This window comes from Virgisporangium aurantiacum, assembly GCF_016863635.1.
Classification (GTDB): domain Bacteria; phylum Actinomycetota; class Actinomycetes; order Mycobacteriales; family Micromonosporaceae; genus Virgisporangium; species Virgisporangium aurantiacum.
In genome coordinates, this window is the sequence record NZ_BOPG01000103.1 from 41,242 (window position 1) to 66,503 (window position 25,262).

Annotated in this window: 22 protein-coding genes; 14 read left to right on the top strand and 8 right to left on the bottom strand. The window is 69.5% G+C overall.

What is annotated here, in order from left to right; all coding sequences use genetic code 11:
- The first annotated feature begins 93 nt into the window (after positions 1-93).
- Positions 94-2,703, top strand: coding sequence for a DEAD/DEAH box helicase (locus tag Vau01_RS56690; protein WP_239152863.1), 2,610 nt, complete (start codon positions 94-96; stop codon positions 2,701-2,703).
- A gap of 24 nt (positions 2,704-2,727) precedes the next feature.
- Here the strand turns inward: Vau01_RS56690 and Vau01_RS56695 are convergent, their stop codons facing one another.
- Positions 2,728-3,747, bottom strand: a complete 1,020-nt coding sequence (locus Vau01_RS56695; RefSeq protein ID WP_204011247.1) for a methyltransferase — start codon at positions 3,745-3,747, stop codon at positions 2,728-2,730.
- A gap of 86 nt (positions 3,748-3,833) precedes the next feature.
- On the opposite strand from Vau01_RS56695, the gene Vau01_RS56700 reads away from it, so the two are divergent.
- Positions 3,834-4,613 (top strand): phytanoyl-CoA dioxygenase family protein, encoded by a 780-nt coding sequence (locus Vau01_RS56700; protein ID WP_204011259.1) that lies wholly within the window; start codon positions 3,834-3,836, stop codon positions 4,611-4,613.
- Positions 4,614-5,007: 394 nt separating this feature from the next.
- The gene (locus tag Vau01_RS56705) at positions 5,008-6,015 is read left to right on the top strand and encodes an RNA polymerase subunit sigma-70 (protein WP_239152865.1); all 1,008 of its coding nucleotides are present in this window, start codon (positions 5,008-5,010) and stop codon (positions 6,013-6,015) included.
- Between the two features lie 33 nt (positions 6,016-6,048).
- Here the strand turns inward: Vau01_RS56705 and Vau01_RS56710 are convergent, their stop codons facing one another.
- Complete coding sequence (locus Vau01_RS56710; protein WP_204011261.1) at positions 6,049-6,633, bottom strand: dihydrofolate reductase family protein; 585 nt, start codon at positions 6,631-6,633, stop codon at positions 6,049-6,051.
- A 206-nt stretch (positions 6,634-6,839) separates the two neighbouring features.
- Between Vau01_RS56710 and Vau01_RS56715 the strand changes: the two genes are divergently transcribed.
- The 7 genes from Vau01_RS56715 (at position 6,840) to Vau01_RS56745 (ending at position 13,451) form a co-directional block, all read left to right on the top strand.
- Complete coding sequence (locus Vau01_RS56715; protein WP_204011263.1) at positions 6,840-7,400, top strand: RNA polymerase sigma factor; 561 nt, start codon at positions 6,840-6,842, stop codon at positions 7,398-7,400.
- Positions 7,400-8,539 carry a CU044_5270 family protein gene (locus Vau01_RS56720; protein ID WP_204011264.1) on the top strand — a complete coding sequence of 380 codons (1,140 nt, stop codon included), beginning with the start codon at positions 7,400-7,402 and terminating at the stop codon, positions 8,537-8,539. The genes Vau01_RS56715 and Vau01_RS56720 overlap by 1 nt, the downstream gene beginning before the upstream one ends.
- A 716-nt stretch (positions 8,540-9,255) precedes the next feature.
- Positions 9,256-10,458: an FAD-dependent monooxygenase gene (locus Vau01_RS56725; RefSeq protein WP_204011265.1), complete on the top strand. Its 1,203-nt coding sequence runs from the start codon at positions 9,256-9,258 to the stop codon at positions 10,456-10,458.
- A gap of 62 nt (positions 10,459-10,520) precedes the next feature.
- A complete protein-coding gene (locus Vau01_RS56730) occupies positions 10,521-10,895 on the top strand; it encodes a GntR family transcriptional regulator (RefSeq protein ID WP_204011266.1) in 375 nt (124 codons plus the stop codon).
- The gene (locus Vau01_RS56735; RefSeq protein ID WP_204011268.1) at positions 10,892-11,734 is read left to right on the top strand and encodes an ATP-binding cassette domain-containing protein; all 843 of its coding nucleotides are present in this window, start codon (positions 10,892-10,894) and stop codon (positions 11,732-11,734) included. The genes Vau01_RS56730 and Vau01_RS56735 overlap by 4 nt, the downstream gene beginning before the upstream one ends.
- Position 11,735: 1 nt before the next feature.
- Positions 11,736-12,392: an ABC-2 transporter permease gene (locus tag Vau01_RS56740; protein ID WP_204011270.1), complete on the top strand. Its 657-nt coding sequence runs from the start codon at positions 11,736-11,738 to the stop codon at positions 12,390-12,392.
- Between the two features lie 63 nt (positions 12,393-12,455).
- On the top strand, positions 12,456-13,451 hold the full coding sequence (locus Vau01_RS56745; protein ID WP_204011272.1) for a toll/interleukin-1 receptor domain-containing protein: 996 nt from the start codon (positions 12,456-12,458) through the stop codon (positions 13,449-13,451).
- Positions 13,452-13,476: 25 nt separating this feature from the next.
- On the opposite strand, the gene Vau01_RS56750 is transcribed toward Vau01_RS56745, so the two are convergent.
- From Vau01_RS56750 to Vau01_RS56770, 5 genes are all read right to left on the bottom strand, one after another.
- Positions 13,477-14,415: a phosphotransferase gene (locus Vau01_RS56750; protein WP_204011274.1), complete on the bottom strand. Its 939-nt coding sequence runs from the start codon at positions 14,413-14,415 to the stop codon at positions 13,477-13,479.
- A 578-nt stretch (positions 14,416-14,993) separates the two neighbouring features.
- Complete coding sequence (gene fxsT, locus Vau01_RS56755; RefSeq protein ID WP_308440533.1) at positions 14,994-17,627, bottom strand: FxSxx-COOH system tetratricopeptide repeat protein; 2,634 nt, start codon at positions 17,625-17,627, stop codon at positions 14,994-14,996.
- 180 nt (positions 17,628-17,807) lie between these two features.
- On the bottom strand, positions 17,808-18,713 hold the full coding sequence (locus tag Vau01_RS56760) for a GNAT family N-acetyltransferase (RefSeq protein WP_204011280.1): 906 nt from the start codon (positions 18,711-18,713) through the stop codon (positions 17,808-17,810).
- Between the two features lie 90 nt (positions 18,714-18,803).
- Positions 18,804-20,777 carry a DNA/RNA non-specific endonuclease gene (locus Vau01_RS56765; RefSeq protein ID WP_204011282.1) on the bottom strand — a complete coding sequence of 658 codons (1,974 nt, stop codon included), beginning with the start codon at positions 20,775-20,777 and terminating at the stop codon, positions 18,804-18,806.
- 394 nt (positions 20,778-21,171) lie between these two features.
- Positions 21,172-21,870 (bottom strand): N-acyl homoserine lactonase family protein, encoded by a 699-nt coding sequence (locus Vau01_RS56770; protein WP_239152869.1) that lies wholly within the window; start codon positions 21,868-21,870, stop codon positions 21,172-21,174.
- Positions 21,871-22,064: 194 nt separating this feature from the next.
- Between Vau01_RS56770 and Vau01_RS56775 the strand changes: the two genes are divergently transcribed.
- On the top strand, positions 22,065-22,592 hold the full coding sequence (locus Vau01_RS56775; protein WP_204011284.1) for an RNA polymerase sigma factor: 528 nt from the start codon (positions 22,065-22,067) through the stop codon (positions 22,590-22,592).
- Positions 22,589-23,491, top strand: a complete 903-nt coding sequence (locus Vau01_RS56780; protein WP_204011286.1) for a hypothetical protein — start codon at positions 22,589-22,591, stop codon at positions 23,489-23,491. The genes Vau01_RS56775 and Vau01_RS56780 overlap by 4 nt, the downstream gene beginning before the upstream one ends.
- Positions 23,492-23,641: 150 nt before the next feature.
- Here Vau01_RS56780 and Vau01_RS56785 read toward each other — a convergent pair whose 3' ends face one another.
- A complete protein-coding gene (locus tag Vau01_RS56785) occupies positions 23,642-24,466 on the bottom strand; it encodes a DUF1963 domain-containing protein (protein WP_204011288.1) in 825 nt (274 codons plus the stop codon).
- A 169-nt stretch (positions 24,467-24,635) separates the two neighbouring features.
- Here Vau01_RS56785 and Vau01_RS56790 point away from each other — a divergent pair, with 169 nt between their 5' ends.
- Both Vau01_RS56790 and Vau01_RS56795 read left to right on the top strand, forming a co-directional pair.
- Positions 24,636-24,935 (top strand): hypothetical protein, encoded by a 300-nt coding sequence (locus Vau01_RS56790; RefSeq protein ID WP_204011290.1) that lies wholly within the window; start codon positions 24,636-24,638, stop codon positions 24,933-24,935.
- Positions 24,936-25,046: 111 nt separating this feature from the next.
- The gene (locus Vau01_RS56795; RefSeq protein ID WP_204011292.1) at positions 25,047-25,238 is read left to right on the top strand and encodes a hypothetical protein; all 192 of its coding nucleotides are present in this window, start codon (positions 25,047-25,049) and stop codon (positions 25,236-25,238) included.
- Positions 25,239-25,262: the final 24 nt, after the last annotated feature.

The window sequence follows — 25,262 nt, forward strand, 5'->3', positions numbered from 1 at the left end:
ACCTCGGGGGTGCGCCGATCTCCCGCGTGAAGGACTCGACCGCTGAGTCGGGGCCTGCTGGGGCCACCGGTGTGCCCAGGCAGACTGGGGGTCATGGACCGGACCGAGCTGCGTGCCCTGATGGCCGACTTCACCCAGTGGAGCCGACAGGCCGCGGCCGTCCAGCGCCGGCACGGCACCGTGCGGGAGGCGGCGGAGGCTGCCGAACGCCTCCTGGAGTCACGCGCCGTCGTTGTTCAGCACGCACGACGCAACGCGTGGCGGGTGGTGCCGCTGGAGCGCAAGCACAGCTCGGTCGTGCGGCCCCTGCGCGAGCGCGCCGTCCTGCCGACGTTCACCCGCGGCGATCAGGCACTGATGCGGCTGTTGACGGTCGAGGTGCCCCGCGCGCGGGCCGACGTGAACGCCGCCCTGGGCCTGCGGCGCTATCTCGCCGGGCCGTGGAAGCGCCAGCGGGCCGAGGCATCGGCCGCGTTCCTGCGCCGTCAGCACGACGTGTTCGTGGAAACGGGCTGGCCGCAGCGGCTCAAGGAGCTGAGCGAACATACCCTCGACGACGCCGCCGGCTTCGAGGCGTTGGTCGATCCCACGCTCGGTGTCGTTCCCGAGGACCCGGCCCACAGCCCCGAGGTGATCGAACGGTCCGCGCTCGACGGCCTGTCCAAGGCGCTGGCAGCCATCGACAGGATCGTGCAGGCCGAGGCGGGGTACCGCGCCGCGGCCAGGGACGCCGCGATCACCGTGCGGCGGGTCGACACGATGCGCGTGCTGCGGGAGATGTCGACCGATGCGTTGAAGACAGCGACCCGTGACCGGCTCCGGCTCGGCGGCCTCACCCCGGCCGGCATCCACACCGTCGCGCAGGTCCTGGCCAACGCCGCCACGCTGTCGACACTGCCGGGCCTCGGCGAGGTGTCGGCGCGACACATCCTCGGCGCGGCGCAGACGTTGCGGCACACGACCTTCGAGGAGACGCCGGTACGCATCGACGTCACCCGGCGCACCCCCGAGGTGACCGAACTGCTGCGCTGCCTCGCCGAGTGGGACGCCCGCCGCCGCACCAGGGGCGCTGCCGCCGACCTCGAACGCGCGGCCGAACTGGCGCCGATCGTGGCGGGGCTCACCTTCTCCACGACGCATCTGCTGGTGGTTCCGTTGCGGGAGCTGCCGGTGAGCGAGCTGTGGGAGAGCATCGACGTCGTGCGGCACCGCGCCGAACAGCTGCGCCGCACCAAACCGTCGGGCCACCGGACCCGCGACCCCTGGGAAGACTTCCTGGCCCGGCCGGCCGACTACTTCGCGATGCTCTCCGAACTCGGCTTCCTCACCGGCGACGAGGAGGCCACGCACGGCAATCTTCCCGACGACATCGTTAAGGCGGTGCGTGACCAGCCGCTCAACGGCGAACATCTGAAGGCATCGCTGCGCGGCTATCAGAGCTTCGCGGTGCGTTTCGTCCTGGTGCAGCGCAAAGTGATCATCGGTGACGAGATGGGCCTCGGCAAGACGTTCGAGGCGATCGCCGTGCTGGCACACCTGCGCAGCCGGGGCGAGAACCGCTTCGTCGTGGTGTGTCCTGCGGCCGTCGTGACGAACTGGGTGCGCGAGGTGACCAGCAAGTCGACGCTGAGCGCCCACCGGGTGCACGGTGCCGACCGGGACCACGCGGCCCGCGTCTGGGAAAGCGACGGCGGCGTCGCGGTCACCACGTTCGAGACGCTGGCCGCGTGGCAGCCCGGCCCCAACCTCGCCTGTGTCGTCGTCGACGAGGCGCACTACATCAAGAACCCGAACGCACAGCGTTCCGTGCGCACCGCCGCCATCGTCGAGCGCGCCGCCCGCGCCGTCCTGCTCACCGGCACACCGCTGGAGAACAAGGTGTCGGAGTTCCGCAGCCTCGCCTCCTACGTGCGGCCCGACCTGACCGTCGACAGCGAGGGCGCCGCGCTGTCGGCGAAGGCGTTCCGCCGCCAGATCGCACCGGCGTACCTGCGGCGCAACCAGGAGGACGTGCTGTCCGAGCTGCCGGGGCTGGTGGAGGTCGAGGAGTGGCTGCCACTGTCCAAAGAGGACGCCACCGCCTACCGAGCGGCGGTCGACAGCGGGAACTTCATGGAGATGCGTCAGGCGGCGATGCGTCAGGGCGCGAAATCCGAGAAGTTGCGGCGGCTTGTCGAGCTCGTCCGCGAGGCGGCGGAAAACGAGCGGAAGGTCATTGTCTTCTCCTACTTCCGCAGCATCCTCGATCTGGTGGCGGAAGCCCTGCCGGGCCCGGTCGTCGGGCCGCTCACCGGTTCGGTCGCCTCCGACGAGCGACAGCGCATGGTGGACGAGTTCTCGGCGGCGCAGCACGGAGCCGTTCTCGTGGCGCAGATCGTGGCCGGCGGTGTCGGGCTCAATGTCCAGGCCGCGTCGGTGGTCATCATCTGCGAGCCGCAGCTCAAGCCGACCACCGAGGCGCAGGCGATCGCGCGGGCGCACCGGATGGGTCAGGTGCGTTCGGTACAGGTGCACCGGCTGCTGTCCGAGGACAGTGTCGACCAACGCATCGTCGAACTGCTGGAGGCCAAGCGGAAGCTGTTCGAGGACTTCGCCCGGGGCAGCGACATCGCCGATGCGGCGCCGGATGCGGTCGACCTGTCCGAGGCGCAGCTGGCCCGCGAGGTCGTCGCATCGGAACGGAAACGGCTCTTCAGCTCCTGAACCGGCGGCCCCGCAGAGCTGCGCTCATGTCGCGCGGGCCGCCAGAACGGTGTAGGCGGTGGTAGTGCTGATCTGGTCGACGAGTTGCCAACCGGCTGCGTCGAGCAGGGCAGCGTATTGACTGTTGGTGCGTTCCTTGCCGCCGGTCATGACGAGCATCGTGATGTCCACGAGCGCCGAGCCGAGGTCGTTCTGAGCGGGGTCGAGGACTCGTTCGACTACGAGCAGCCGGGCGTGCGGCGGCGCCGCTCGGCGGATGGTGTGCAGGATGGTCCGGCACTGCTCATCGGTCCAGTCGTGGAGGATGTCTTTGAGAACGTAGGCGTCGGCCTCGGGTGGAGCGTCGGTGAAGAAGTCACCGGCGACGCTGCGGAGCCGGTCTCCGTCGCCCGCGCCCTGAGTATGGGGCAGACCGGCGACGACATCCGGCCGGTCGAAAACCACGACGCTGGTCTGCGGGTACGTGTCCAGGATCGCGGTGCCGATGGCGCCGTGACCCCCACCCACGTCGACCACCGCGGTCACATCGTTGAGGCCGAACGCCTCAGCGAGCGTTGCCGCATCGGTGGCGGACATCGCCGTCATGTTCGCGTTGAAGACGGCGGCCGCGTCCGGGTTGCGACCAAGGAACGGAAACAGCGATTCGTGAAAGACGCTGTCGAACGCGGTCCGGCCGGTCCGGACCGAGTCCAACAGGTTTCCCCACGGCCGCCACCACCATGGCTGCCCATAGCTCAGTGCCGCGGGCCGCATCGAATGGGCGACATCCGAGCGCATCAACACACCCATGGCGGTCAACCGGTAGCTGCCGTCCTCGCCACGGTCAAGGACTCCGAGGAGCCTGAATGGTTCGAGGAGCCGGTCGAAGGTGGCCGGATCCGCGTCAACCGTCGCCGCCAGCTGCGCCGGATGCATGGGTCCGCCGGCCAGCCGATCGGCCACCCCGAGGGCAGCAAAGACGTACAGCAGCTGCGTCGCCTGATATCCGCGAAGGAGTCCGGCGAGTCGATCAGCTGACGATCCGCCTTGCGTATCTCCGGACACGAAGTCATGGTAAGCGCGGCGCCGCACGACGCCCGCCGGGGATAAAGGCGTTGCGGGACGGTGCGGGCGAGGGCGACTGTCGAAGGATGGGTGCCGAGCTGGTCCAGCGGTTCGTCGAGGACGGGTTCGTGAAGATCGAGCGTGCGTTCCCGGCGGAGGTCGCCGAGGCGTGCGCCGGCCTGCTGTGGGAGCAGATCGACGCCGACCCTGAGGACCGGTCGACCTGGACCCGGCCCGTGTACTGGGTCGGTGACATGCCCCAGGAGCCGTTCGCCGTGGCGGCGAACACACCGGTGCTGCACAACGCGTTCGACGCACTGCTCGGAGCGAACCGCTGGTCGCCGCGGCAGTCGTTGGGTTCGTTCCCGCTGCGATTCCCGCACCCGGAGGAGCCCGACGACGCCGGCTGGCATGTTGAGGGCAGTTATGAACTGCCCGAGGAGACGGGCTGGTGGACCAACGTGCACTCCAGCGGCCGGGCGTTGCTCATGCTGTTCCTGTTCACCGAGGTCGGTGAGCAGGACGCGCCGACCCGGGTGCGGGTCGGTTCGCATCGGGACGTGCCGGTGGTGCTGCGCCCCTACGGCGACCGGGGGACGTCGATGATGACACTCGGGCCGCTGGTGGCCGCCGCGAGCGCGCACCGGCCGGTCGCCCTGGCCACCGGTGCCCCGGGGGACGTGTACCTGTGTCACCCGTTCCTGGTGCACGCCGCCCAGCCACACCACGGCATCAACCCGCGTTTCATGGCACAGCCACCCCTGTACCCGTCGCTGGCGTTCATGCCGCAGCCGTTCGGCCTGGCCGTCACCGACGACGAGCCGTCACCCGCCGCCCGGGTCATCCGCGAGGCACTGCGCTGCTAGCCGGATCGCCAGACATACGGAGCGCGGGGCTCAGGCGGTGTGGTGCTCGTTCCTCGACCAACCCGGCGAGCCGGCCGTGGGCGCTGTGCCGGCTCAGTTCGACGCCGCGGCCGAGCTCGCGGCGCGGGAGCAACGAAGTCGGCCCCGCTGATTGACGCTGTCACCGCCAGGTGCGCCTCCGGCCGCAAGGTTTGTCCGGCTATGACGGTTTGGAGTGGTCCCGGTGTCTGGGTTGCGGGGGTCGGGCGGTATCTTGATTTGGCCTCACCCGTTTGGGTGTTTCTGCTGGCCGCGTGAAAGTTGCTAGCCCGATCAGCGGCTTCGCCGATCAGAATTCTTCCGCCGCGTCGTCGGTTCTGGTGGCCCTCTCGCACCGGTGGAAGGATTGTTGACCATGACCGACGCTAGACCGCTGGGTGCTGACGAGGCCGCGTTCATGGCGGTGGTCCGCTCAGGCGATTCGGCGCGGTTCGCGCTCATTACGGAGCGCCACCGGCGTGAGCTGCAGGTGCACTGCTACCGGATGCTCGCGAACTACGAGGACGCCCAGGACCTGACGCAGGAGACGTTCCTGCGAGCGTGGAACAAGCGGGAGTCGTTCAAGGGCCACGCGGCGTTGCGGACCTGGCTGTACCGGATCGCGACGAACGCCTGCCTCGACTTCCTGGACAAGCGCAACGACCGCACACCCGTACCGTCCGGGCTGGCCGACGTCGGCTCCGAGGTGCTGTACCTGCAGCCGTACCCCGACCGGATGCTCCCCGAGGACCCGCAGGAATCGGTGGTGGCGCGGGAGACGATCGAGCTGGCGTTCATCGTCGCCGTCCAGCACCTGCCGCCGCGGCAGCGGGCGGTGTTCATCCTGCGCGACGTCCTCGGCTGGCCGGCGTCGAAGGCCGCCGAGGCCCTCGAGTTGACCGTCGCATCGGTGACCAGCGCGCTGCAGCGGGCCCGTGTGACGATGCGCGAGCAGTTGCCCGACCGCCGCCTCGACTGGCGGAGACCCGCCACCCACGAGCTGTCGAATGACGAGCGTGGCGTGGTGAAGTTGTACATCGACGCCCATGAGCGCAACGACCTCGACGGGCTGATGTCCCTGCTGCGCGAGGACCTGCGCTTCGTGATGCTGCCCGAGGCGGGCACCTCGTCGGTCACGGCCAAGGACGCGGTGGACGGCTGGGTCTCCGGTGGGCTCTTCCAGCCCGGCTACGACGACTGGCGCTGTATCACCACGACGTTCAACCGCATGCCCGCCGCCGCGCTGTACCGGCGCACCCCCGACGACCCGCAGTACCGGTTGTTCACCATCGCGGTCCTGCACGTCGTCGACGGGAAGATCGCCGAGCTCATCGGGTTCGACGCCACCGACAAGCCATGGCTGGACCTGCCCCCGACACTGTGACCAGACAGGTCCCCACCGCCTATTGGCCCGTGCTCATCGCCTCGTCTCGTACCGGGTCATCAGGATGCCGCCGGGAAATGTCCGCGTCTCCACGAGGTTCAGCCTCACCCAGCTGTCCAGCGCGGTGAAGAACGGCGTGCCGCCGCCCACCAGGACCGGGTAGGTGACCAGCATGTACTCGTCGATCAGCCCGGCCCGCATGGCCGCTGCGGCAAGTGTGGCGCCGACGATGTCCATCGGGCCGCCGTCCTCGGCCTTGAGCCGGGTCATCTCCGCGACCGCGTCGCCGGTGACCAGGCGGGTGTTCCAGTCGACCTTGTCGAGCGTCGAGGAGAACACCACCTTCGGCATGTCCCGCCAGCGGCGGGCGAACTCGATCTCCGCCGGTGTGGCGCCAGGTTGCTGGTCGGCGGTCGGCCAGTGGGAACTCATCGCCTCCCACAGCTTGCGCCCGTACAGCGCCAGGCCGGTCGCCCCCACCCGGTCGGACCACCACTGGAACAGCTCGTCGCTCGACGACGAGTCCGGCCCCTCACCCCCACTCCAGCCGAGGTCGTCACCGGGCGCGGCGATGTAGCCGTCCAGGGTCACGTTCATGCCGAAGATCAGTTTCCGCATCATGCCAGCCTCTCGTGATTCGATCTCCTACGTACAGACGGGCACGGCACGGAAACCTAATCGGTGCGCGATCCACGTCCGGGGTTTGCCGGACGTGAAGGGGTTCGGCGGTATCGGGCATTCATCGATGTCCGATACCGTCGAGCCGCTGGAGGCAAGCACGTGACGCAGTGCCGCATGAGACCACAGGCGCGGCCGTGGTGCTGATGGACCGGCCTACGGGCGAGGCCGCCGCGCTGTTCGAGGCGCTCTTCGAGGCTCACCACGATGAGATTCACCGGTATGTCGCGAGTCGGCTCAGTCGAACCCTTGCCGACGACCTCGCAGCCGAGACGTTCCTGGTGGCGTTCCGCACCCGCGGCCGGTACAGCGGCCCGGACGAGCACCGGCGGGCCTGGCTGTTCGGCATCGCCACCAACCTGATCCGGCGGCATCGCCGTGACGAGATACGCCGCTACCGCGCCCTGGGTCGGGCCGGCGGGCTGGCCGCCGTCGACGACGGTGACCCGGCCGCCACCGACGGCGTGGTCGACCGCGTCGTGGCGCACGGCGTCCAACGCGCGCTGGCCGAGGCGCTGGGCGCGCTCAAACCCGCCGACCGCGACGTACTGCTGCTCGTCGCCGTCGCCGACCTCAGCTACGCGGAGGTCGGTGCCGCACTCGGTGTTCCGCCCGGCACCGTCGGGTCCCGGCTCACCCGGGCCCGGAAGTCGGTGCGCAGCGCGCTGGGAGCCGAACCGAGCATCCACCAACGAGGAGAAGACTGATGGACGACCTGCGAACCCTGCGCCGGGTCCTGCACAGCCCGCCACCGTCCGAGCACGCCACCACCAAGGCGCGCGAACTGCTCATTGCGGAGGTCACCGCGTCCGCCGCACCCCGGCGGGCCTTCTCGTTCGGGCGCGGGCGCACACCGTCGTCTCGGAGGGTCTGGTGGGGCCGCGGCGCCGCGCTCGCCGGCGGCCTGGCGCTCAGCGGCCTCGCGGCGGTGGCCCTCATCGCACCCCACGACCCCGGCGGTACGTCGCCGCCGGACGCGCGCGAGATGCCGCCGGACGCGCGCGAGATCCTGCTGGCAGCGGCGCAGCACGCCGCGCAGCAGCCGACGACCACCGCAAAGTACTGGCACGTCCGCAAACTGAGCACGGGCGCCCCGGTCAAGGTCGGCACCGAATCGGCCCCGTACTACGTGGTCCAGCGCCTCATTGACGAGTCGTGGATGTCCCATGGCCCAGGCGAAAGGAACTGGAATGGTTTGTTGCGTCTCGGCTACAAGCCGCAAACCGCGGCCGACGAGGAGGCCTGGCGCGCGGCGGGATCGCCGACGTCGTGGAAACCGCTACCCGTCCCGACTGACGGCAAGCCGTACTCGCCCGATGAGCGGCTCACCTCCGAGCCAGGCAAACCCGAACTGTACGGGTCCCCGCCGCGGGTCCCGGGCGCGCCGAGACCGCCTGTGCTGGCGGGGGGAATGAGTCTCGATTGGGACGAGGTTTCCCGGTTGCCGACGGACCCGGCCGCGCTGCGCACCGAACTGCTGAATCAGATCCGCGCCGGCAGGATATCGTTCCCGAACCCGGAGTCCCGGCTGTTCTCGTCATTGTCCCTGTTGCTGCTCGAGGCGCCGGCCCCGCCAGCGGTGCGGGCGGCGGCGTTCACGCTGCTGGCCGACGTCCCCGGCGTACGTGTCGTCGGTGAGGTCACCGATGCCGCCGGCCGCACCGGCACCGGCATCGAGCTCCGGCGGGATGAGCTTCGGCTTCTGCTGATCGTCGACCCGTCGAAGCACGTTCTCCTGGCGTCCGATCAAATCATGAAGTTGGGCCCGGACTCATTCGATCACAGTGACGTGGTGCTGACCGCCGAATGGACCGACGCCGAACCGAAGCCGCCGGTGGCGCCCTAGCGAGTCGTCCGGATCGCGGACGGCCGCGTGGTCCACACCGTCGAACTGCCCGGCGGCCGCGCCTTCGCCAACATTCAGTTGACGTCCACCGCCGGCCTGCCGAAGGCCGCGAGGAAACACGCGTTCTGAGACCGACACGACACAGCCCTGGCTGAGCCGTACCCGATGCCAGCGCCGACGCGGCGCCAAGGCTGGGCCCGGCCGGCCGACATGACGAAGGATTCCTCGGAAGGGATGTACAGGATGCTGCCGTTGTACCTGCCCTTGGCGGACCGCCGGTGAACAGCGATTGGATGACGACTCCATGGGCCGCGGCCCTGATCGTGTTCGCCCTGCCAGTCGCCGCGGTGGCCGCCTGGGGAGTGGTCAACGTCCTCCGGACACGGCGACCGACGCCGACAGGATGCGGCGGCTCGTCGCGCTCACGGCGAAGCACGGCTTCGAATTCGACTGGAGGGAACGACGTCAGGGCGCTGTGACGCGCGCACCTCGTCGAGCGACGTGGTGCTGGCCGCCGAATGGACCGACGCCGAACCGAAGCCGCCGGTGGCGCCCTAGCAGGTCGTCCGGATCGCGGACGGCCGCGTGGTTCACACCGTCGATGACGGCACAGCGATGAGTTCCTGGCCGTAGCCGAGTCTGATGTCTAGATGGGGCGGACCGAGGACGGGCCCGCCCCACACTATTGACACGAATCGGACGAACAAGGGGACGCTGTGAGCGGTATCAGGGTGTTGGTGGCGGGGGCGAGCATCGCGGGGCCGGCGCTGGCCCACTGGTTGGGCCGGCGGGGGGCCGAGGTGACCGTGGTGGAGCGGGCTCCCGAGTTGCGTCCCGGTGGGCAGGCGGTGGACGCGCGCGGGGTGGCCAGGGAGGTCATCGGGCGGATGGGGCTGGACGCGGCGGTGCGCGCGGCCCGTACCGACACCGCCGGCGCGTACACCGTGGACGTGGACGGGAACGTGCTGGAGACCTTCCGCGCGGACGACCACGGCGGCGACGGATACATCGCGGAGATCGAGATCCTGCGCGGGGACCTGTCCCGGGTGATCTACGACGACACCCGCGACGGTGTCGAGTACGTGTTCGGCGACCGGATCGCCGAGCTCAGCCAGGACGCGGACGGGGTCGACGTGGCCTTCGCGGGCGGCGACCGGCGGCGTTTCGACCTGGTGGTCGGGGCCGACGGGCTGCACTCGGCGCTGCGGTCGATGGTCTTCGGACCGCGTGAGCGGTTCATCCGTCACCTCGGACTCGTGCTGGCCTTCTACACCGTGCCCAACGAGTTCGGGGTGGACCGCTGGCTGCTCGACTATCAGGATCAGGAGTCCGGGCGCTCCGCCGGTCTGCGACCCCTCCCGGACGCCACCCGGGCGATGGCCATGCTCTCCTTCCCCGCGCCCGACTTCGACGTCGACTACCGCGACATCGAGGCCCAGAAGCGCCTGCTGCGTGAGCGGATGGCCGGCCTGGGCTGGTTGACCCCGCGCATCCTCGCGCATCTGGACGACACCCCGGACTTCTACCTCGACCAGGTCGCCCAGGTGGTGATGGACCGCTGGTCGAGCGGACGGGTGGGGCTGCTCGGGGACGCGGCGTTCAGCGCGTCGCCGTTCTCCGGTGGGGGCACCGGGCTGGCCCTGGTCGGCGCCTACCTGCTGGCCGGAGAGCTGGCCGCCGCCGGGTGGGACCCGGAAGCTGGGTTTGCCGCCTACGAGGGCCGGATGCGCCCGTACGTCGAGGCCAACCAGGAGATCGGCCGGTTGCACGTGCACAGCCGCGACGTCCCCGAACCGGACGCCGAACCGGGGCCGGAGCCCGACATGGAGGCCCTCACCGAGCTGGTCGAGCGCGCGATCAACGGCGTCGAACTGCCCGACTACGCAGGAGTGCCGGACGGTGCGACTTCGCCCCGTTGACTCCGATCGTCACCTACTGTCTATACTGAATATAGACAGTAGGTGCAGGGGAGGCATCGCGAATGCGCGTCATCGTCTCGCCGGTATCCGGGGTGCCGCTGTACGAGCAGATCGTGGAGCAGGTTCGGCAGCAGATCATGACCGGGGAGCTGGCGGCCGGGGCGGCATTGCCGTCGTTGCGAGCGCTGGCCGGCGACTTGCGGGTCAGCCTGATCACGACCACGCGGGCGTACAACGACCTGGCCGCCGAGGGACTGATCGTGAACGTGCCGGGCAAGGGCTCGTTCGTCGCGCAGGTCGACCCGGACGAGGCTCGCCGGAGCTCGCTGGAGCGGGCGCGGGCGGGGTTGCGGCAGATCGTCGCTCGTACCCGGCACACCGGGCTGGTCTCGCTGGAGGAGTTGACCGCGATGCTCGCGCAGGAATGGGAACGATGAGCACGACAGAGCACGCCGTGGAAGCCGTTGGGCTCGTGAAGCGCCGCGGGGGCTTCACGCTCGGCCCGCTGGACCTTCGCGTTCCGCGGGGATTCGTCACCGGGATGGTCGGGGCCAACGGCTCGGGCAAGACGACCACGCTGCGCACGCTGCTCGGCCTCATTCGAGCGGACGCGGGGAGCATCGCGATGCCGCCGATGGGCGAGGTCGGGGTCGCGTTCGACCAGCCGTTCGTGCTGCCGTACTGGCGTGTCCGCGACGCTGCCGAGGTCTATGCCACGTCCCGGCCCGGTTGGGACCAGAACTGGTTCGACCGGCTGTGCCGCCGGTTCGGGCTGCGTGCCGACGAGCGGGTGAAGGAGCTGTCACGCGGACAGGGGAACAAGTTGATGATCGCGCTGGCGATGGGCAACCATCCCGATCTGCTGATCCTCGACGAGCCCACCAGCGGCCTCGACCCGGCCGCGCGCGCCGACCTGGTCGACCTGCTGCGCGAGCACATGCGCCGGGAGGAGGCGTCGCTGCTGTTCTCCACGCACATCACCAGCGACCTGGAGCACTTCGCCGACTACCTCGTGTTCGTCGACAACGGCCAGGTCGTCTACTCCGGCCCGCTCGACGAACTCGTCGAGAGCTTCGCCTACGTCAAGGGGGCGCTGGAGGACCTGACCGCGGAGAACACGCCGCTGATCCGGGGCCTTCGCCGCGGCCAGGCAAACTTCGACGGCATCATCCCCACCGCCGACTCCGCCGCGTTCGGCCCAGGCGTCCATCTCGAGACCCCGACGATCGAGCAGATCGTGGTCCACTACGAGCGGCGCAACGACGAGGAGCACTGACATGCGCGCCATCGCCCGTTTCGTCGGCCTGGACCTGCGATCCATGCGGCCCAATGCGAAGTACATGATCATCCCCGCGGTCGTGGTCGTCGTCCCGGCCCTGCTCTTCCTCGGCCCGTACATGCTGATCCCCGCGATAGCCGGCTTGGCGGTTGTCAGCGCCCCGTCGTCCCTGTTCGCCAACGACGAAGTCGGCCGCCTCGACACCCTGTACACCGCGCTGGGCATCCGACGCCGCCAGGTCGTCGTCGGCCGCTACGCGACCTGTCTGCTGCTGCTGATCGCTCTCACCATCGCAGGGGTTCTCCTGGCTCCGGTTGCCGCGCTCGTCCTCGGCGCCGCGTTCGACTGGGCGATCGCCGCCGCCCTCACCGCTGGCAGCGTCGCGCTCATCGGCACCTTCCTCGCCGCCGGACTGCCCGCCTACTTCGGGCTTGACCCGGGCCCCGTCCGCGTCGTCGCCTCCCTTCTCCACGCCATCACCCTGACCGTCGTCTTCCTCGGATGGGCGATCCCCGATGTCCGCGCCGCGCTGCTGTCGTGGCTCGGCGACGCGAACGTCGCCTGGCTCACCGTCGCCGCGTTCGCGATCCTCGGCGTCCTCGGAGCCGCCTCCACGGCGCTCTCCACACGTCTGTACGCCCAGCGCGACCTCTAGCCTCCAACTTGCGTTGTCGTCAGGCCTCGCCGTTCTTCCAGCTGGTACCACGCCGTCGAACTCGTGACGTTCGATCCGGCACAGACACTGAGGGGCGGCATCATTGAGTGGGCGGCGCCGTCCGGGCCGCCGCGGAGGTGCGATGTGTCCACCGGTCCCACTCGCCGGATCTTCCTGAGCTACCGGCGCGACGACGTACCGCCGTACGTGCGCCTGCTGAAGGACCACCTGAGCAGGCGCATCCCCGGCGCCCAGGTCTTCATGGACATCGACTCCGTGTCGCTCGGCGTCGACTTCGCCGACAAGATCAGGACGGAGATCGAATCGAGTGATGCCCTGGTAGCCGTGATCGGAGCGAAATGGATGGGCTTGACCGACGAACCGGGCAAGTCCCGCCTTGACGACCCTGACGACTACGTCCGCTTCGAGATCCGAACCGCGATGGTTCACGGTGTACCCGTGATTCCGGTACTGGTCGACGGCGCGCGACCGTTCCGACGAGATCAGATGCCGGCCGAGATCGATCGTTTCGCGGGGCTCAACGCCCTGGAACTGACCCACCTCAGATTCGACGACGACATCGAACGCCTGGCTCGCGACATCCAGCAGGCGATCGAGAATCGGGTGCGAGTCGCGCGCATGACCGTGTCAAGCTCCGACGGCGCCGGCGTAACCAACTGGGGGGTCGCGATCCAACGCCTCTACCCGGTGGTCCGCGACGGCTCTGTGTCGACCGACCGTATTCCCATCGACGGCGGATTCGAGGTCATCGCCGAGGTCGCCATCGGCGGCCGGCTGATGGGAATGGTCGCCAGGCACATGCTTGACGTGGTTGTCGTCAATATGACGACTCTCCAGCAGGTCGGCCACGCCACGTTCGAGCAGCCGCTTGTGCCAACCAGCACGGCCCTCCGAGCGCAGATCCGTAGTGGGTTTGATCCGTTGGCCGGTACTTCCGTGGGGGACGTTCTCCAGGCCCAAGCCGTCTACAAAGTGACGGCCGGCGTTGACACCGAGACCACATCGGCGCAGGGTGAGCTGTTCGTCGTCAGCGGCTGAGTGGCCGTCCGTCAGACGCGGCCCGTCAGTAGCGACTTTCAGTAAGCGCGTCCAGGCGGTCCAGGGCCAGTGTGAGCATGCGAGCGGTTTGGCGCTCGTGGTTGGCGTATGGCGCTGGCCAGGCGAGGGCTCGGGCGTACGCGCGTGCTTCGTGAGCGCTCTTCACCGGGGCGACCACGTTGGCTCGCTCGATCAGAGCTCGAACGTCTCCCCACGGCTGCCAGCCCTGCGCGTACGCTTCGGTGATCTTGTCCTGCCAGTCCGCGGCGTCCTGGAGCAAGCGACTCAGCGACAGCAGCGGGCACCCGAGCGTCGCTTCCTCCCAGTCCAGGATGACGACCGGCCCGTGGTCGGGGATGATCGCGTTCGTCTCGTTCATGTCGCAGTGGTCGACCGATACCGGTACGGCGGCCACCAGGTCCTCGGCGTAGGCGTGCAGCGTCTCGGCCGCGGCGAACAGGCGGGCAGCTAGCGATGGGTCCTGGTAGTCAACGGCGCGGACATCGGCAATCAGGTCGTCGACCAGGTCCGGCAGATGGTAGACGGGCAGGCCCGGCGCCGAGCGATCGGCCGCAGCGACCTGGATCGCGGCGAGCGCGAGGGCCACTTCGACGCGGCTGGCCGGGCCGCGTGCCTCCGCCGTCGGACCCTCGACCAGCCCGAATGCTGTGCGCTGCCAGCCCGGCCCGTCCTGCGCAGCGAGCAGCGGTGCGACCGCGTGCGGCGCTACGTCCTGAACGAACCGGTGCACGGCCGGGCCGCCGGGGTACAGGGCCGGTTGGGTGTGCTTGCCCACCACCGGTACGCCGTCGGCCACAAACACGCCGGTCGCGCCCCAACGCTTCACTCGCAGCGGTGTCACCTCGGCCGCGATCCGTGGATGCCCCGGCAGCACAGTGGACAGCCAGGCGCGCATGTCATCGCGCGAAACCATGTGCTCGGGCCAGATGAGTTCGTCGGTCACGGGACGCTCCCAGCTAGGGGGCGCCCCGGCGGTCAGTGTGGCCGGAACGGGGCGCGGGCTGTCGTGGTGGTCTCCATCGGCACCGCACCTCCTCCTGCCGGCTGGTAGTCATCTGACGCCGGCCAGGTTACCCGATGATCGAGGGCGGCACTGCCCGGCCTCTGACGAATCACGGCCATGCGTCACGCAACATCGCCAAGATCAAAGTTGCGGGCAGCAGCGCAGTTTGGTGAGGAGCCGCCAGGTCTTGAGTGTCGACGTCGCTCGTTCGCCAATGGCGCGGACACCAGCCCTGAATCCGACTGCGTGTGCCGAGCGCGGCGCCTCCGGCGCCACGAGCGCTTGATCAACGGAGTCTGTCTCGAGGGCGATGGTGGAGAGGTCACCTGCGCGCAGCGCGGCGTGGATAGTTCTGTCGGACGCTCGCGTGTTGCTCCATCGCCAGCGGGGCAGATCCTCCGCGTCGGCCCAGCGGACGAGCGGGTGACAGCGGTACGCGAGGGCCGGCCGACGCAACGACGCCCGCATCCGTTGGATGCAGACGGTTCCGGGCTGTTTCGTGTCCTGGATTGCCTGGGTCAGGTCGGATCGGCCAGCCGGTTGGCGATGCGCCGAGTGTCGGGGTGGTCGTCGCCGAGGATCCGGCGCCGCCGGGCCAGGATGTCCTCGTCCAGGGTTCGCGCCGCCGCCACCTCACCCAACTCCCGCAGGTTGTCGGCGAGGTTGCTGGCCGAGGCCAAGGTGTAGGGGTGGTCGTCGCCGAGGACCCGCCGTAGCCGGGCCAGGGTGTCCTCGTTCACGGTTCGCGCCGCTGCCACCTCACCCAGCACCCACAGGTCGACGGCGAGATTGTTGGCCGAGGTCAGGGTGTACGGGTGGTCGTCGCCGAGGACCCGCCGTAGCCGGGTCAGGGTGTCCTCGTTCAGGGTCCGTGCCGCCGCCACCTCACCCAACTCCCGCAGGTCGACGGCGAGGTTGATGGCCGAGGCCAGGGTGTCGGGGTGGTCGTCGCCGAGGACCCGCCGCCGCCGGGCCAGGGTGTCCTCGTTCACGGTCCGTGCCGCCGCCACCTCACCCAACTCCCGCAGGTTGACGGCGAGGTTGCCGGCCGATTGCAGGGTATCGGGGTGGTCGTCGCCGAGGACCCGCCGCCGCCGGGCCAGGATGTCCTCGTCCAGGGTCCGCGCCGAAGCCACCTCACCCACCTCGCGCAGGCTCACGGCGAGGTTGCTGGCAGAGGTCAGGGTGTCGGGGTGGTCGTCGCCGAGGACCCGCCGCGACCGGGCCAGATTGTCCTCGTCCATGGTCCGTGCCGCCGCCACCTCGCCCAACCTCCGCAGGTCGTCGGCGAGGTTGCTGGCCGAGGTCAGGGTGTCGGGGTGGTCGTCGCCGCGCCGCTTCCGGTTGAGGGCATAGGCGCGGCGGGTGATCGGCAACGCGGAGCGGACGTCGCCGCGCGAAGTCAGAAACGCCCGGGCCCCGGACAGCAGCCGGCCGAGGTCGTCGGCGACCGGGTCGAGGAGTCGGTTGGTGTCGACGGCGGCCATTACGTGCGGCAGGTACTGGTGCCAGGCCGGCCACGTCGCCGGATTGTTCCACGGATCGGCCGGAACAGCCGCCCGCAACAGCCGGACCACCACCACCGCCCACGACCGGCCGGCGGCCCGGTCGGATGTCTCGTCGGTGGGCTGTTCGTCGGCGCTGCGGGTGCGGAGCAGGGCAGCCGGAACCCCGTGCAGCAGCACACTGTCAGCCGTGACCCGGGCCATCCCACGCCGACGCAGCACCGCCACCGTGGCGGCAAAACCCAGCGGGTCGGCGACAGCGGTCGCCAGCGGTGGCGGCAGCAGGTCGGGTCGCGCGGTGAACAGGGTCAGCGGTGCCGGCTCCGGGGCCAGCCACGCCAGCACCGTCAACAACTGCAGCGCGGCCGGATCGTCCACCGCGAGCCGGTCGAACGCCACCGCCCACGACGCCGTCACCGACACCGGATACGGCCCCGCCGCAGCCTGCTCCAACAGCCGGGCGGCCTGCGTGCCCACCAGATCCAGATAGACGTCCACGGACAGGCCGGTATCGGCCAGCAGCCCGGCGGCCTGACCGACCGCCAACGGCAGATCCCCCAGCACCGCCGCCACCCGGTCAGCCTGCGCCCCGGTCAACGCGGGTACCCGGTCGCGGAGCAGCCGCACCGACTCGACCCGGTCGAAGACGGCCACCCCGATCCCGGCCGCAAACCCGTGCCAGTCCGGATTCCGCGACGTCACCAACACATGCCCACCACCGGTGACCGGCGGCAGAAACGGGGCCAGACCCTGCGGATCCTCCGCGTTGTCGAACACCAGCAGCCACCGGCCCCGCCCGGCGAGGACGCCGAGCAGTCGCGCCAGTTCCGTGCCGGTCGCCGCGTCGCCCAAATCCAGCGCCCGGGCCAGCGTCCCCAGCTGATCGGGGATCACGGTGGGGTCCTCGGCCGGCACCCACCAGACGATGTCGTACTCGTCGCCGAACCGGTGGGCGTACTCGATCGCGATGGTCGTCTTGCCGACCCCGCCGATGCCGTGCACGGCCTGCACCGCCCGACCCTCGACGGTCAGCGCCGTCCGCAGCCCGTCCAGCAGGCCGTCGCGGCCGGTGAAACCGACCAGTCGGGGCGGCACGTTCCACACCCGGCCCGCCGGCCCGTCCACCGACCGGGGCCGGGGCAGGTCTGTCAACGCGTGCAACAGTGCCGTCTCCAGCCCGTCCGGGGAGGACACCGATGCCGTCGTCAGGCCCGACCCGCGAAGCCGGCGCCGGAACCCCTCCTGCCGATTCCCGAACTCCGGATCGCGGAACAGCCCGGCCGGGCCTTCCGCATCGTCGGAGAGCAGGAACACCAACCGGGGCATCCCCGCCTCCGTCGCGGTGGCGAACTCCAACTCCGTGTACGACACCCCCGGCTCATCCCGCACCGGCGACCCGTACCGAAAGCCCGCCACCAGCACGTACACGTCGGCGTCGGATACCGCCTGCCGGCACACCGCCGCCGGCTTCTCATCCCGCGCGGTGAAGTACGCCATGTCGGCCACCGCGTCCCCGGCCCGACTCACCGCTGCCTCAGCCGCGGCGATGAACGACCGCCGCTCAGGCAGCCTGCGCAACTCTGAGGTATGACTCAGGAACACCCTGCGCGGCGATGACTCACCGGCCCTTGACATGACCGCCAGCATCCCACCCGTCACAGCAACACCACACCCGGCGGTCACCCCAACGACACCACCGAGCCTGACAGGGCGACGCCTGCGGGACGGCAACCCATCCGATCCAGCAGCCAGCCGGACTCGCAACGGCGTAAAAGATCTTCGGGAGAGTCTGCGGAGATGACCTTGCGACGGCTGTGTCCGGGGGCGTCAGCGCAGGTGCGACGCCGGCCGAACCTCCCAGCTGGTGTGGAGCGGACGGTAGCCGCAGCGGTGCCAGAACGGCCCGGCCAACGGGTTCATCCCGAGATAGTGCAGCAGCACGGCGTTGAACCCGGCGCGGTCCAGTTCCCGGTGGACGTGCCGGACCAGTGCCGTGCCGGCTCCGGCGCCGCGGCGGCCCGGGAGCACCATCAGGTCCGACAGATATGCGGCCTTGCCCGCCGAACTCATGCCGGACGCCCATGGGGCGTGGTCCGGGTCGAGAACGTTCAATGCTCCGACCGCCGTCCCATCCACCTCGGCCAGCCACGACCAGGGCCGGTTGTCGGCAAGGTGTTTGGCCCGGATCAGCTCGGCGGTGTTCGACCGCTCGGTCATCTGGCCAAGCGTCTGATTCCATCGGACCAGTTCCAACTCCATCGCCACGGCCGCGTCCACGTCCGCCTCGGTCGCTCGTCGCACCACGACATCGGCGGCCGCGTCCGGGCAATCACGCCCGGCAAGGCGGATCGCCAGCACCATCCGTGGCGCCAGGCCGTGGGCCAGAAAGATCGGAACCAGCTCCACATCGCGAGACGGCCAGGTCAGCACCGCAGCCGACTCGGCCTCACGTGGCCGGGCATGCACGATCGTCGACCAGCGCGACAGCAGTGTGTCCATCACCGCGGCCGGATCGTCCGCACCGACGCGCGCAATCAGCACGTGACGCTCGGCCGCGTTCCAGGTGGCGTCCAGCGTGGTCGGATCCGCCCGGACCACGCGAGCCAACCCGCTACCGCCGGGAACCTCCAGCAGAACATCGTCCGGCCCGGCTTCGAGAAGCGGCGCGCTGTATGCAAGAAGTGGATCCAAGCGGCTCAATCGGCTGCCGTGCTGCTCCTGCAGGTTGCCCACAGCGTGACAATACGGCCGGTTGCGCGGCTCATCGAGCGCAGCGCCGGCAGTCTGCCGACGCTGCGCAACGAACACTCCCTTGCGGTCTGTTCAGAGGATGAGCTGTCGGGGATCGGTGATCTCGTTGGTGCGGGTTGCTTCGAGACGGGTGAGGGGGTCGGCGTCGGTGAGGGTGCCGAAGGAGAGCCGGGTGAGGGCTTCGATGTGTGGGATCGGAACCTGGTAGGTCTTGTAGGCGCCGTAGGAGAAGGCTTCGGGTTCGAGTTCGAGGCCTCGGATGAGGGTTTCCTGGCTGAGTAGGTAGCCGGTGGCGGACAACGCACCATCGGTTTTGACCATGACCACGATCTTCCAGAACTGGCGGGGTAGTTGGATCCCGCGATAGGGCTGGTCGTCGGCGGCGAGGACCGGGCCGGTGAAGACGGTGACCTTCAGGTCACGGTTGTCGGCGTGTTCCAGGATGTAGTCCTCGAGTCCGGCCCAGGTGGTTTGGTTCTGGTTGAAGTCCTTGTGTTGGGGGGTGCAGTTGGTGAAGTGGAACGTGTCGTCGTTGCCGGCCTTGGCCACGGCGGGGGTGCGGCCCCAGGCCGGGTCGAGGCGGCGGACCAGATGTCCGCGGTCCAACGGATTGTCGGCATAGACCTCTTCGCCGGCTTGCTGGTCGGCCGGCACCCGGGGGTCGAGGATCCACCGGTCGGGGTCGCGGCGTATCCGGGCGCTGGTGGCGCCGTCGATGTTGACCGCGGTGTAGATCGCCAGCCGACGCTGCCGGTGCTGGACGATCGTGAAATGGTGGTAGGGCAGCAGGTAGCCGGGGTCGGTGGTGGCGGCGCGGTTGATGGCCGCGAGCGGGACCAGGTCGGTCGACAGGACCGGCAGCGGCACGCGGTGCGAGTCGCCAAGGAAGTCCGGGTCATAACCGTCGCGGGTGGTGTAGTCCGGGTCGATGCGGATCGCTTCGGGCGCGGCCGGTGCCGGTTCGTGGCCGGCCGACTCGATGCGCAGCTGGCTGTTCGCCGGCACCGTGATGGTGACGACGTGGGATCTGTCGCCGGTCGCCGCTGGCTGTGATGGTGGGGTGGGCATGCCGGTGTCTTCGCCGAGAACTGCGTCGAGCAGCGCCTGCTGTGCGGGTGGCAGCCGCAGGCCGCGCAGGTGAGCCAGCAGCCGGCTGACCCGCACACCCTCGTTGATCATGCCGCCGAGCTCGTCACTGTTCGGGGTGGGGACCGCGGCGTGGTGCAACGCGACGACCTCCCACTGGTCGTTGAACACCGGCGAGCCGGACGATCCCGGTTCGGTGTCGGTTTCGTAGTGCACGAACTCGTCGACCAGATCGACGATGCGGTTCTCCCGGATGGCGATCTGCTTCTTCTCGCCACCGGGGTGCTGCACGATGGTGACGAAGTCTCCAACGATCGCTTTGCCCTCGGCACCGAGTAACCGGTTGAAGCCGAACCGGGCCAGCGCCGACGGGGTGGCCGCCACGGCGACCAACGCGAAGTCCAGGTTCTTGTCGGCGAGGAACAACCGGCCCGGATCCAGCCTGAATCCCTGTAGCGGCAGCGCACGCCCGTCCGGGCCGTCCTGATAGTCGAACTCGACACTGCTGAACCGGGCGACCCGCGCATCGGGCAGGACGTGGTGGTTGGTCAGCAGCAGCCCGGCCGCAACGAGAAAGCCGGTGCCGTAGCCGGCCAGCCGGCCGCGTTCGTCGCGGATATTGACCCGTCCGACCGCCCGCGCAGCCGCGACACCACCGTCCAGGTAACCCACGCCGAGCAGATCGTCGGTCTGAATGATGCGTTCCAGGATCGCCCCCGCGGCCGCGATCGCCGCCGGGTCCCCGACCGCGATCGCCGCCGGTGAAACCGGCCGCACGTCCGGATGGAACCGGCTGAGCCGGTCGATTCGGGTGGCCACCCGGTCCGGCTCGTCAGCACGTGCCATCCCACCCGGCTGCCGCAACACGGCGATCTGCGCGCTGCGTTGTGGTGTCCGCTCCGCCACCCGTGCCGCCGTCGCGGCCAGCTGGCCACCAAGGCCGGTCTCCGACACGTCCATCGTGCACGCACCCCTTCTCCAACAAGACGTCCGCGAGCCTGACCCGACAGGTTCGTGCGGGTAGCAGCCCTCGGAGCGTCGCGCCCCGGCGCTCACGGTCAGTGCCCACCGAATGCATCCGCACGCTGTCGTCGATAACGGCACCCTGGGAGATCAGGTCACGGGACAGGCGGAGGCGATCTCATCGCCGCCCCGCGGAGTACCCGAACGGGACGCCGAGAAGGGGTTGCCGGGGTGCTCCGCCGTCTCAGCCGGTACTATTCGCCGCTCATGGCCACCCGATTGGCCGTCCCGCGAAGTGCCGGCCGCTGACGCCGGACAGGTCTACGCCGCCGGCGATGTCGAGGACGGGCGAGTGTCTGGCAGCGCGGGTGTTCCTCGGGTTCGGGCGAACTCAGGGTTCCCAGACGGAACTGTCGTGGGCGAACATGACGCGTCGCGGATCGAATGCTGTCAGCCGCTCCAGCCACGGTTGGTAGGTGGGGAGCGGGGCCGCCACTGCCTGTCGGGCAGCGGTGAGCGCGAGGTGGTCTGAGGCGAACTGCGAGGCGAAGTCGTGGGCCTGTCCGGCCAGCACGACGGTGCCGTCGCTGTGCTTGATGACCAGGGATTGATGTCCGTCGGTGTGTCCGGGTGTGGGGATGATCCAGATGCCTGGCCAGATCTCGGCTTCGCCGTCCAACGGGCGGTAGTCGGCTCCGGGGAAGTCCACCAGTTCGGGGACGGTATAACCGGTCGTACGCGCGGCGACGAGCTCTGCGGCTTGGGCGAAGATCGGCCGGCCGGGCAGTAGAAGGTTCCCGCCGCAGTGGTCGAAGTGCAGGTGGCAGTTGACCACGAGGGAAATCTCGGCCGGTGTCACTCCGGCGGCGGCAAGGGCTTCGGTCAGGTCACGTCGGTGGGGGCGGTAGTGGGCTTCCGTGCGTTCGTTCGCAGCTCCGAGTCCGGTGTCGAACAGCAGGATCCCCTCAGGGCGTCGCACGAGGTAGCCCAGCACCGGCTCGACACGCGGTTCGGGGCCTCCGACCTCCTGCGCAGGTCTGATGAAGAAGCCCAGATTCAGACGTCGTACCGCACCACCGATGTCGGCCACAACTTCATACTTGCCGAACGGCGCGCAGCGTCAACTGCTGTTCGCGGCGGGCGGAAGGTCGGCGTGGCGCTCGGATTCCGCTGACGCCGTTCGTATCGATGTAATCCGGACGCGGTCGGCGGACATCGAAAGGGTGTAGGCGACCCTGGAGGTAGCGGATGGCACAAGAACCGAAACCAGACCAACGACAGGTGGTGGAGCGGCTATACCGGGACCACTACGACGTTGTCCTGCGGTATCTACTCCGGCGGGTCGATCCGTCCACCGCGGAGGACATCACGACGGAGACCTTCCTCGTGGCGTGGCGGCGACTGGATTCGTTGCCGGCCCGGGAGGCTGGCTGGCTGTGCGGAATCGCCCGCCGGGTGCTGGCCAACCAGCGCCGGACCGATGGCCGCCAGAAAGCACTGGTTGAACGGTCCGCCACCGGGTCACCACCGGTCCCGCCGGGTCCGGAGGACATCGTCCTGGCCGACCTGGAGTTGTCGGCGGCCCTGCGGGGGCTGTCCGAAACCGACCGTGAGGCTCTGCTGTTGGCCGCCTGGGACCGTTTCGAGCCGGCCGAGGCGGCGGCGGTCCTCGGCTGCTCCCGGACCGCATACGCGGTCCGCTTGCATCGTGCCCGCCGGCGGCTCGCCATCGCGCTGGCGAGCCGATCGACCGGAGACGACGCCGTCGGCCCCACCACCCCTGTCACGCACATCGTAGGAGGCGTTCAGTGACTGATATGTCCACGCTGCACGAGCGGCTGGCCGCGGCTGACCCACTGCGGGCGATGCCACCCGACGTCCATCAGGATCTGGCCCGCCGCCAGTCCATCCTGAACCGCGTGCTGGCCGAGGCGCCGTCGGTTCGTCCTGGCCGCCGCACAGGTCTCCATGGCCCGCGTCGACGCCTGGCGTTCGGCGCCGCCGCACTGGCGGTCGCCGTCGGCGTCGGTGCCTTGTTCACCGTCGGACCGTTGGGCGCCGACCGCAGCGACACGCTCGCCTTCCACGGCGGGGAGGTGCCGCCGGAGGTACGCGCGGCGGCTGATCGCTGCATCGAGGACAACAACGGTTTGCGACAGCGGCTGGGTCCGAGCGGTCCAGGCCCGGCGCCGTCGCTGGAGAATCTGCGGTTGGTGAACTTCCTCCGCCAGCACGGCAGGGTTCAGGTCATCTATGTGTCGGACACGACGATCGCGTACTGCACGAACAGCTCCGAGGAACAGGAACGGTCCGCCGGCTACCAGCCCATTGATCCGTGGCTGCGCGGCCCGATCTCGGTCGAGTCCGAAAGCTCCAGCGAGTACGGGGGCGGCGGTGAGGTCCTCGATATCGCCGGCCGGGCCAGCGCCAGGGTCGGACGGATCGTGCTGGACCATGGCAACGGCCGGACCACGGAGGCGAACCTCGTCGACGGCACCTTCATCATCAACAACGACGGGCCGGTCAAGGTGGGCCACGGCACGCTGGTCACCTACGACCGGGCCGGAAACGTCATCGACCGACGGCCGGCCGGGCGTTCAGGGGACCCGGACCGCTCCTGCTACACCGATCCGACCGGCGCGGTCGTACTCTCCGCCGTGGCCGAACCCGCCCTGGACCGGCCGTGCCAGCCGGCCGAGTCGTGGCGGTAACGGTCAGGTCGGCGGCCGGGCGATGGCGGCGCCCGCGCCGGTAGCGGCGCGACTGGGTGGACGGCGGTGAACTGGGTCTGCTGAACCGGGTGGCGGCGAGCAGTCGCAGCCATTCGGCGAGGACCCGACGCTGGCGCGCGTCTCGATTGATCAGATGTTCGACCAGTCCATGATCGCCTCACCGAAGTCGTTCACCGCGAGATCCTCGCGTCGGATCAGCCAGAACACCTTGCCGAGGTTGCCCCAGGGCATTGTGCTCGGAATGTGCGCGTTGACGCCCAGGAGCGTCACCCAACGGTCGGCCTCCATCGTCCATATCGGACTGTCGTAGGGCAGTCGACCCAGCTTCATGCCCACCACCCGCGAGACGATGTCACCCTGGCCGACCAGCGGGTAGCCGCCCACCTGGTGTGTCGCGGCGCGTCCGGCGTCGAGAACGTCGGACCGGGCCTGCGCGAGATCCGCCCGATCCGCGTCGGACCGGCCGGCGTTCAACGCGTCGTAGTACGGGCTCTCCACGTGAACGACCGTGCGGTCCGGCACCGCGCGCAAGGGCAGCGCGGGGTGGGTGACCAGCGGCTGCGGGGCGGCCTGCGGGCGCACCGGTGTTCCTTCCGGCACGTACACCACCCGCGCGCCGGCCTGGGTGCCCGGGAAACTCGTGTCGACGAACAGCTCTGGCTCGACCTGCCGGTCGTGACAGAAGAACAGCAGTGTGCCGTCGGTGGGCAGCGCGAAGCCGGGATCGAGGGCCGACAACGCCGCGCAGTCGAGCGAGACCCCGAAACTGAGCGGGCCGACGCCCTCCCACTCCGGCCACCACATCCCGTCGGGTAGAAGGGGATCGCCGCCGTACTGCCCGACCACCGGATCGCCGGCGCTCGGATCGGTGGTCAGGCCTATCGTCGGCCAGACCAGCTGCGCCCACTCGTCGTCGGTGATTGCCGGATACCGCGCGCGGATGTCATCGCTCACCGTCGAAGGGTGCCACGAGCGGTGACCGATCGTGAGCCCGGCGAAATCTTGGACCTGACTATCAGCCACGAGACGAACAACGAACGGAAGCGCCTACCTACAACACCCGCCGAAGCTCCGGATATCGGCCATCAGGACGCCCGCCGGGCAAGCGTGTGAAGATGGTCGAGTGAAGGCGATCTACCCAGACAACGGCGACGGCGACCCGGAAGCTGTGCCCGGCGTGCGCCCCGGAACCGAAGGTGCGGCCGCCATCAGGGCAGTCACGCTTGAAGTCGAAGGAGAGTTGTTCGGCCTCAGCCCGAACGAGTTCGGCGGCACCGACTACGCGTGGCTCAGCGGGCCGAACCCCGGCTATGGATTCGGCGTGAGTCCAACCCCCAACCGGTCGGTCGACGAGCACATGAAGAACATCCGCGGCTTCCTGGCCGCCATTGATCCCACGACGGGATACATCACGGACGACTGAGCCCTGGAGCCGCTGCGCTCCTCATGGCAGGTCATTGCGGCCCCGGAGACCGCCGGATCGGCGGCGGTCGGCGGGCAGCTCCGGGAGGTCACGATTCCGGGGACGCATCAGGTGATCAACGACGTGAATTCGTCCGGGACCGCCGTGGCCCAGAGCGTCATCGAGAACACGTTCGAGTTCATGACGCCGTGGGTGATCGTCGACGGGCGGAAAACCGCGCTGCCGGGAATGGCGTCAGGATCGGCCACGGGCATCAACGAACGCGGCGACGTCGTCGGTGGTCGTGGCGTCCCGGCTTCGTAACGGCTGGGTCGCGGGCGCGACGCT

Bases quoted from the DNA above. Each gene is read 5' to 3' on its own strand.
- Vau01_RS56690 (WP_239152863.1), top strand. From the start codon at position 94: ATGGACCGGACCGAGCTGCGTGCCCTGATGGCCGACTTCACCCAGTGG.
- Vau01_RS56700 (WP_204011259.1), top strand. From the start codon at position 3,834: ATGGGTGCCGAGCTGGTCCAGCGGTTCGTCGAGGACGGGTTCGTGAAG.
- Vau01_RS56705 (WP_239152865.1), top strand. From the start codon at position 5,008: ATGACCGACGCTAGACCGCTGGGTGCTGACGAGGCCGCGTTCATGGCG.
- Vau01_RS56710 (WP_204011261.1), bottom strand. From the start codon at position 6,633: ATGCGGAAACTGATCTTCGGCATGAACGTGACCCTGGACGGCTACATC.
- Vau01_RS56715 (WP_204011263.1), top strand. From the start codon at position 6,840: ATGGACCGGCCTACGGGCGAGGCCGCCGCGCTGTTCGAGGCGCTCTTC.
- Vau01_RS56720 (WP_204011264.1), top strand. From the start codon at position 7,400: ATGGACGACCTGCGAACCCTGCGCCGGGTCCTGCACAGCCCGCCACCG.
- Vau01_RS56730 (WP_204011266.1), top strand. From the start codon at position 10,521: ATGCGCGTCATCGTCTCGCCGGTATCCGGGGTGCCGCTGTACGAGCAG.
- Vau01_RS56735 (WP_204011268.1), top strand. From the start codon at position 10,892: ATGAGCACGACAGAGCACGCCGTGGAAGCCGTTGGGCTCGTGAAGCGC.
- Vau01_RS56740 (WP_204011270.1), top strand. From the start codon at position 11,736: ATGCGCGCCATCGCCCGTTTCGTCGGCCTGGACCTGCGATCCATGCGG.
- fxsT (WP_308440533.1), bottom strand. From the start codon at position 17,627: ATGCTGGCGGTCATGTCAAGGGCCGGTGAGTCATCGCCGCGCAGGGTG.
- Vau01_RS56765 (WP_204011282.1), bottom strand. From the start codon at position 20,777: ATGGACGTGTCGGAGACCGGCCTTGGTGGCCAGCTGGCCGCGACGGCG.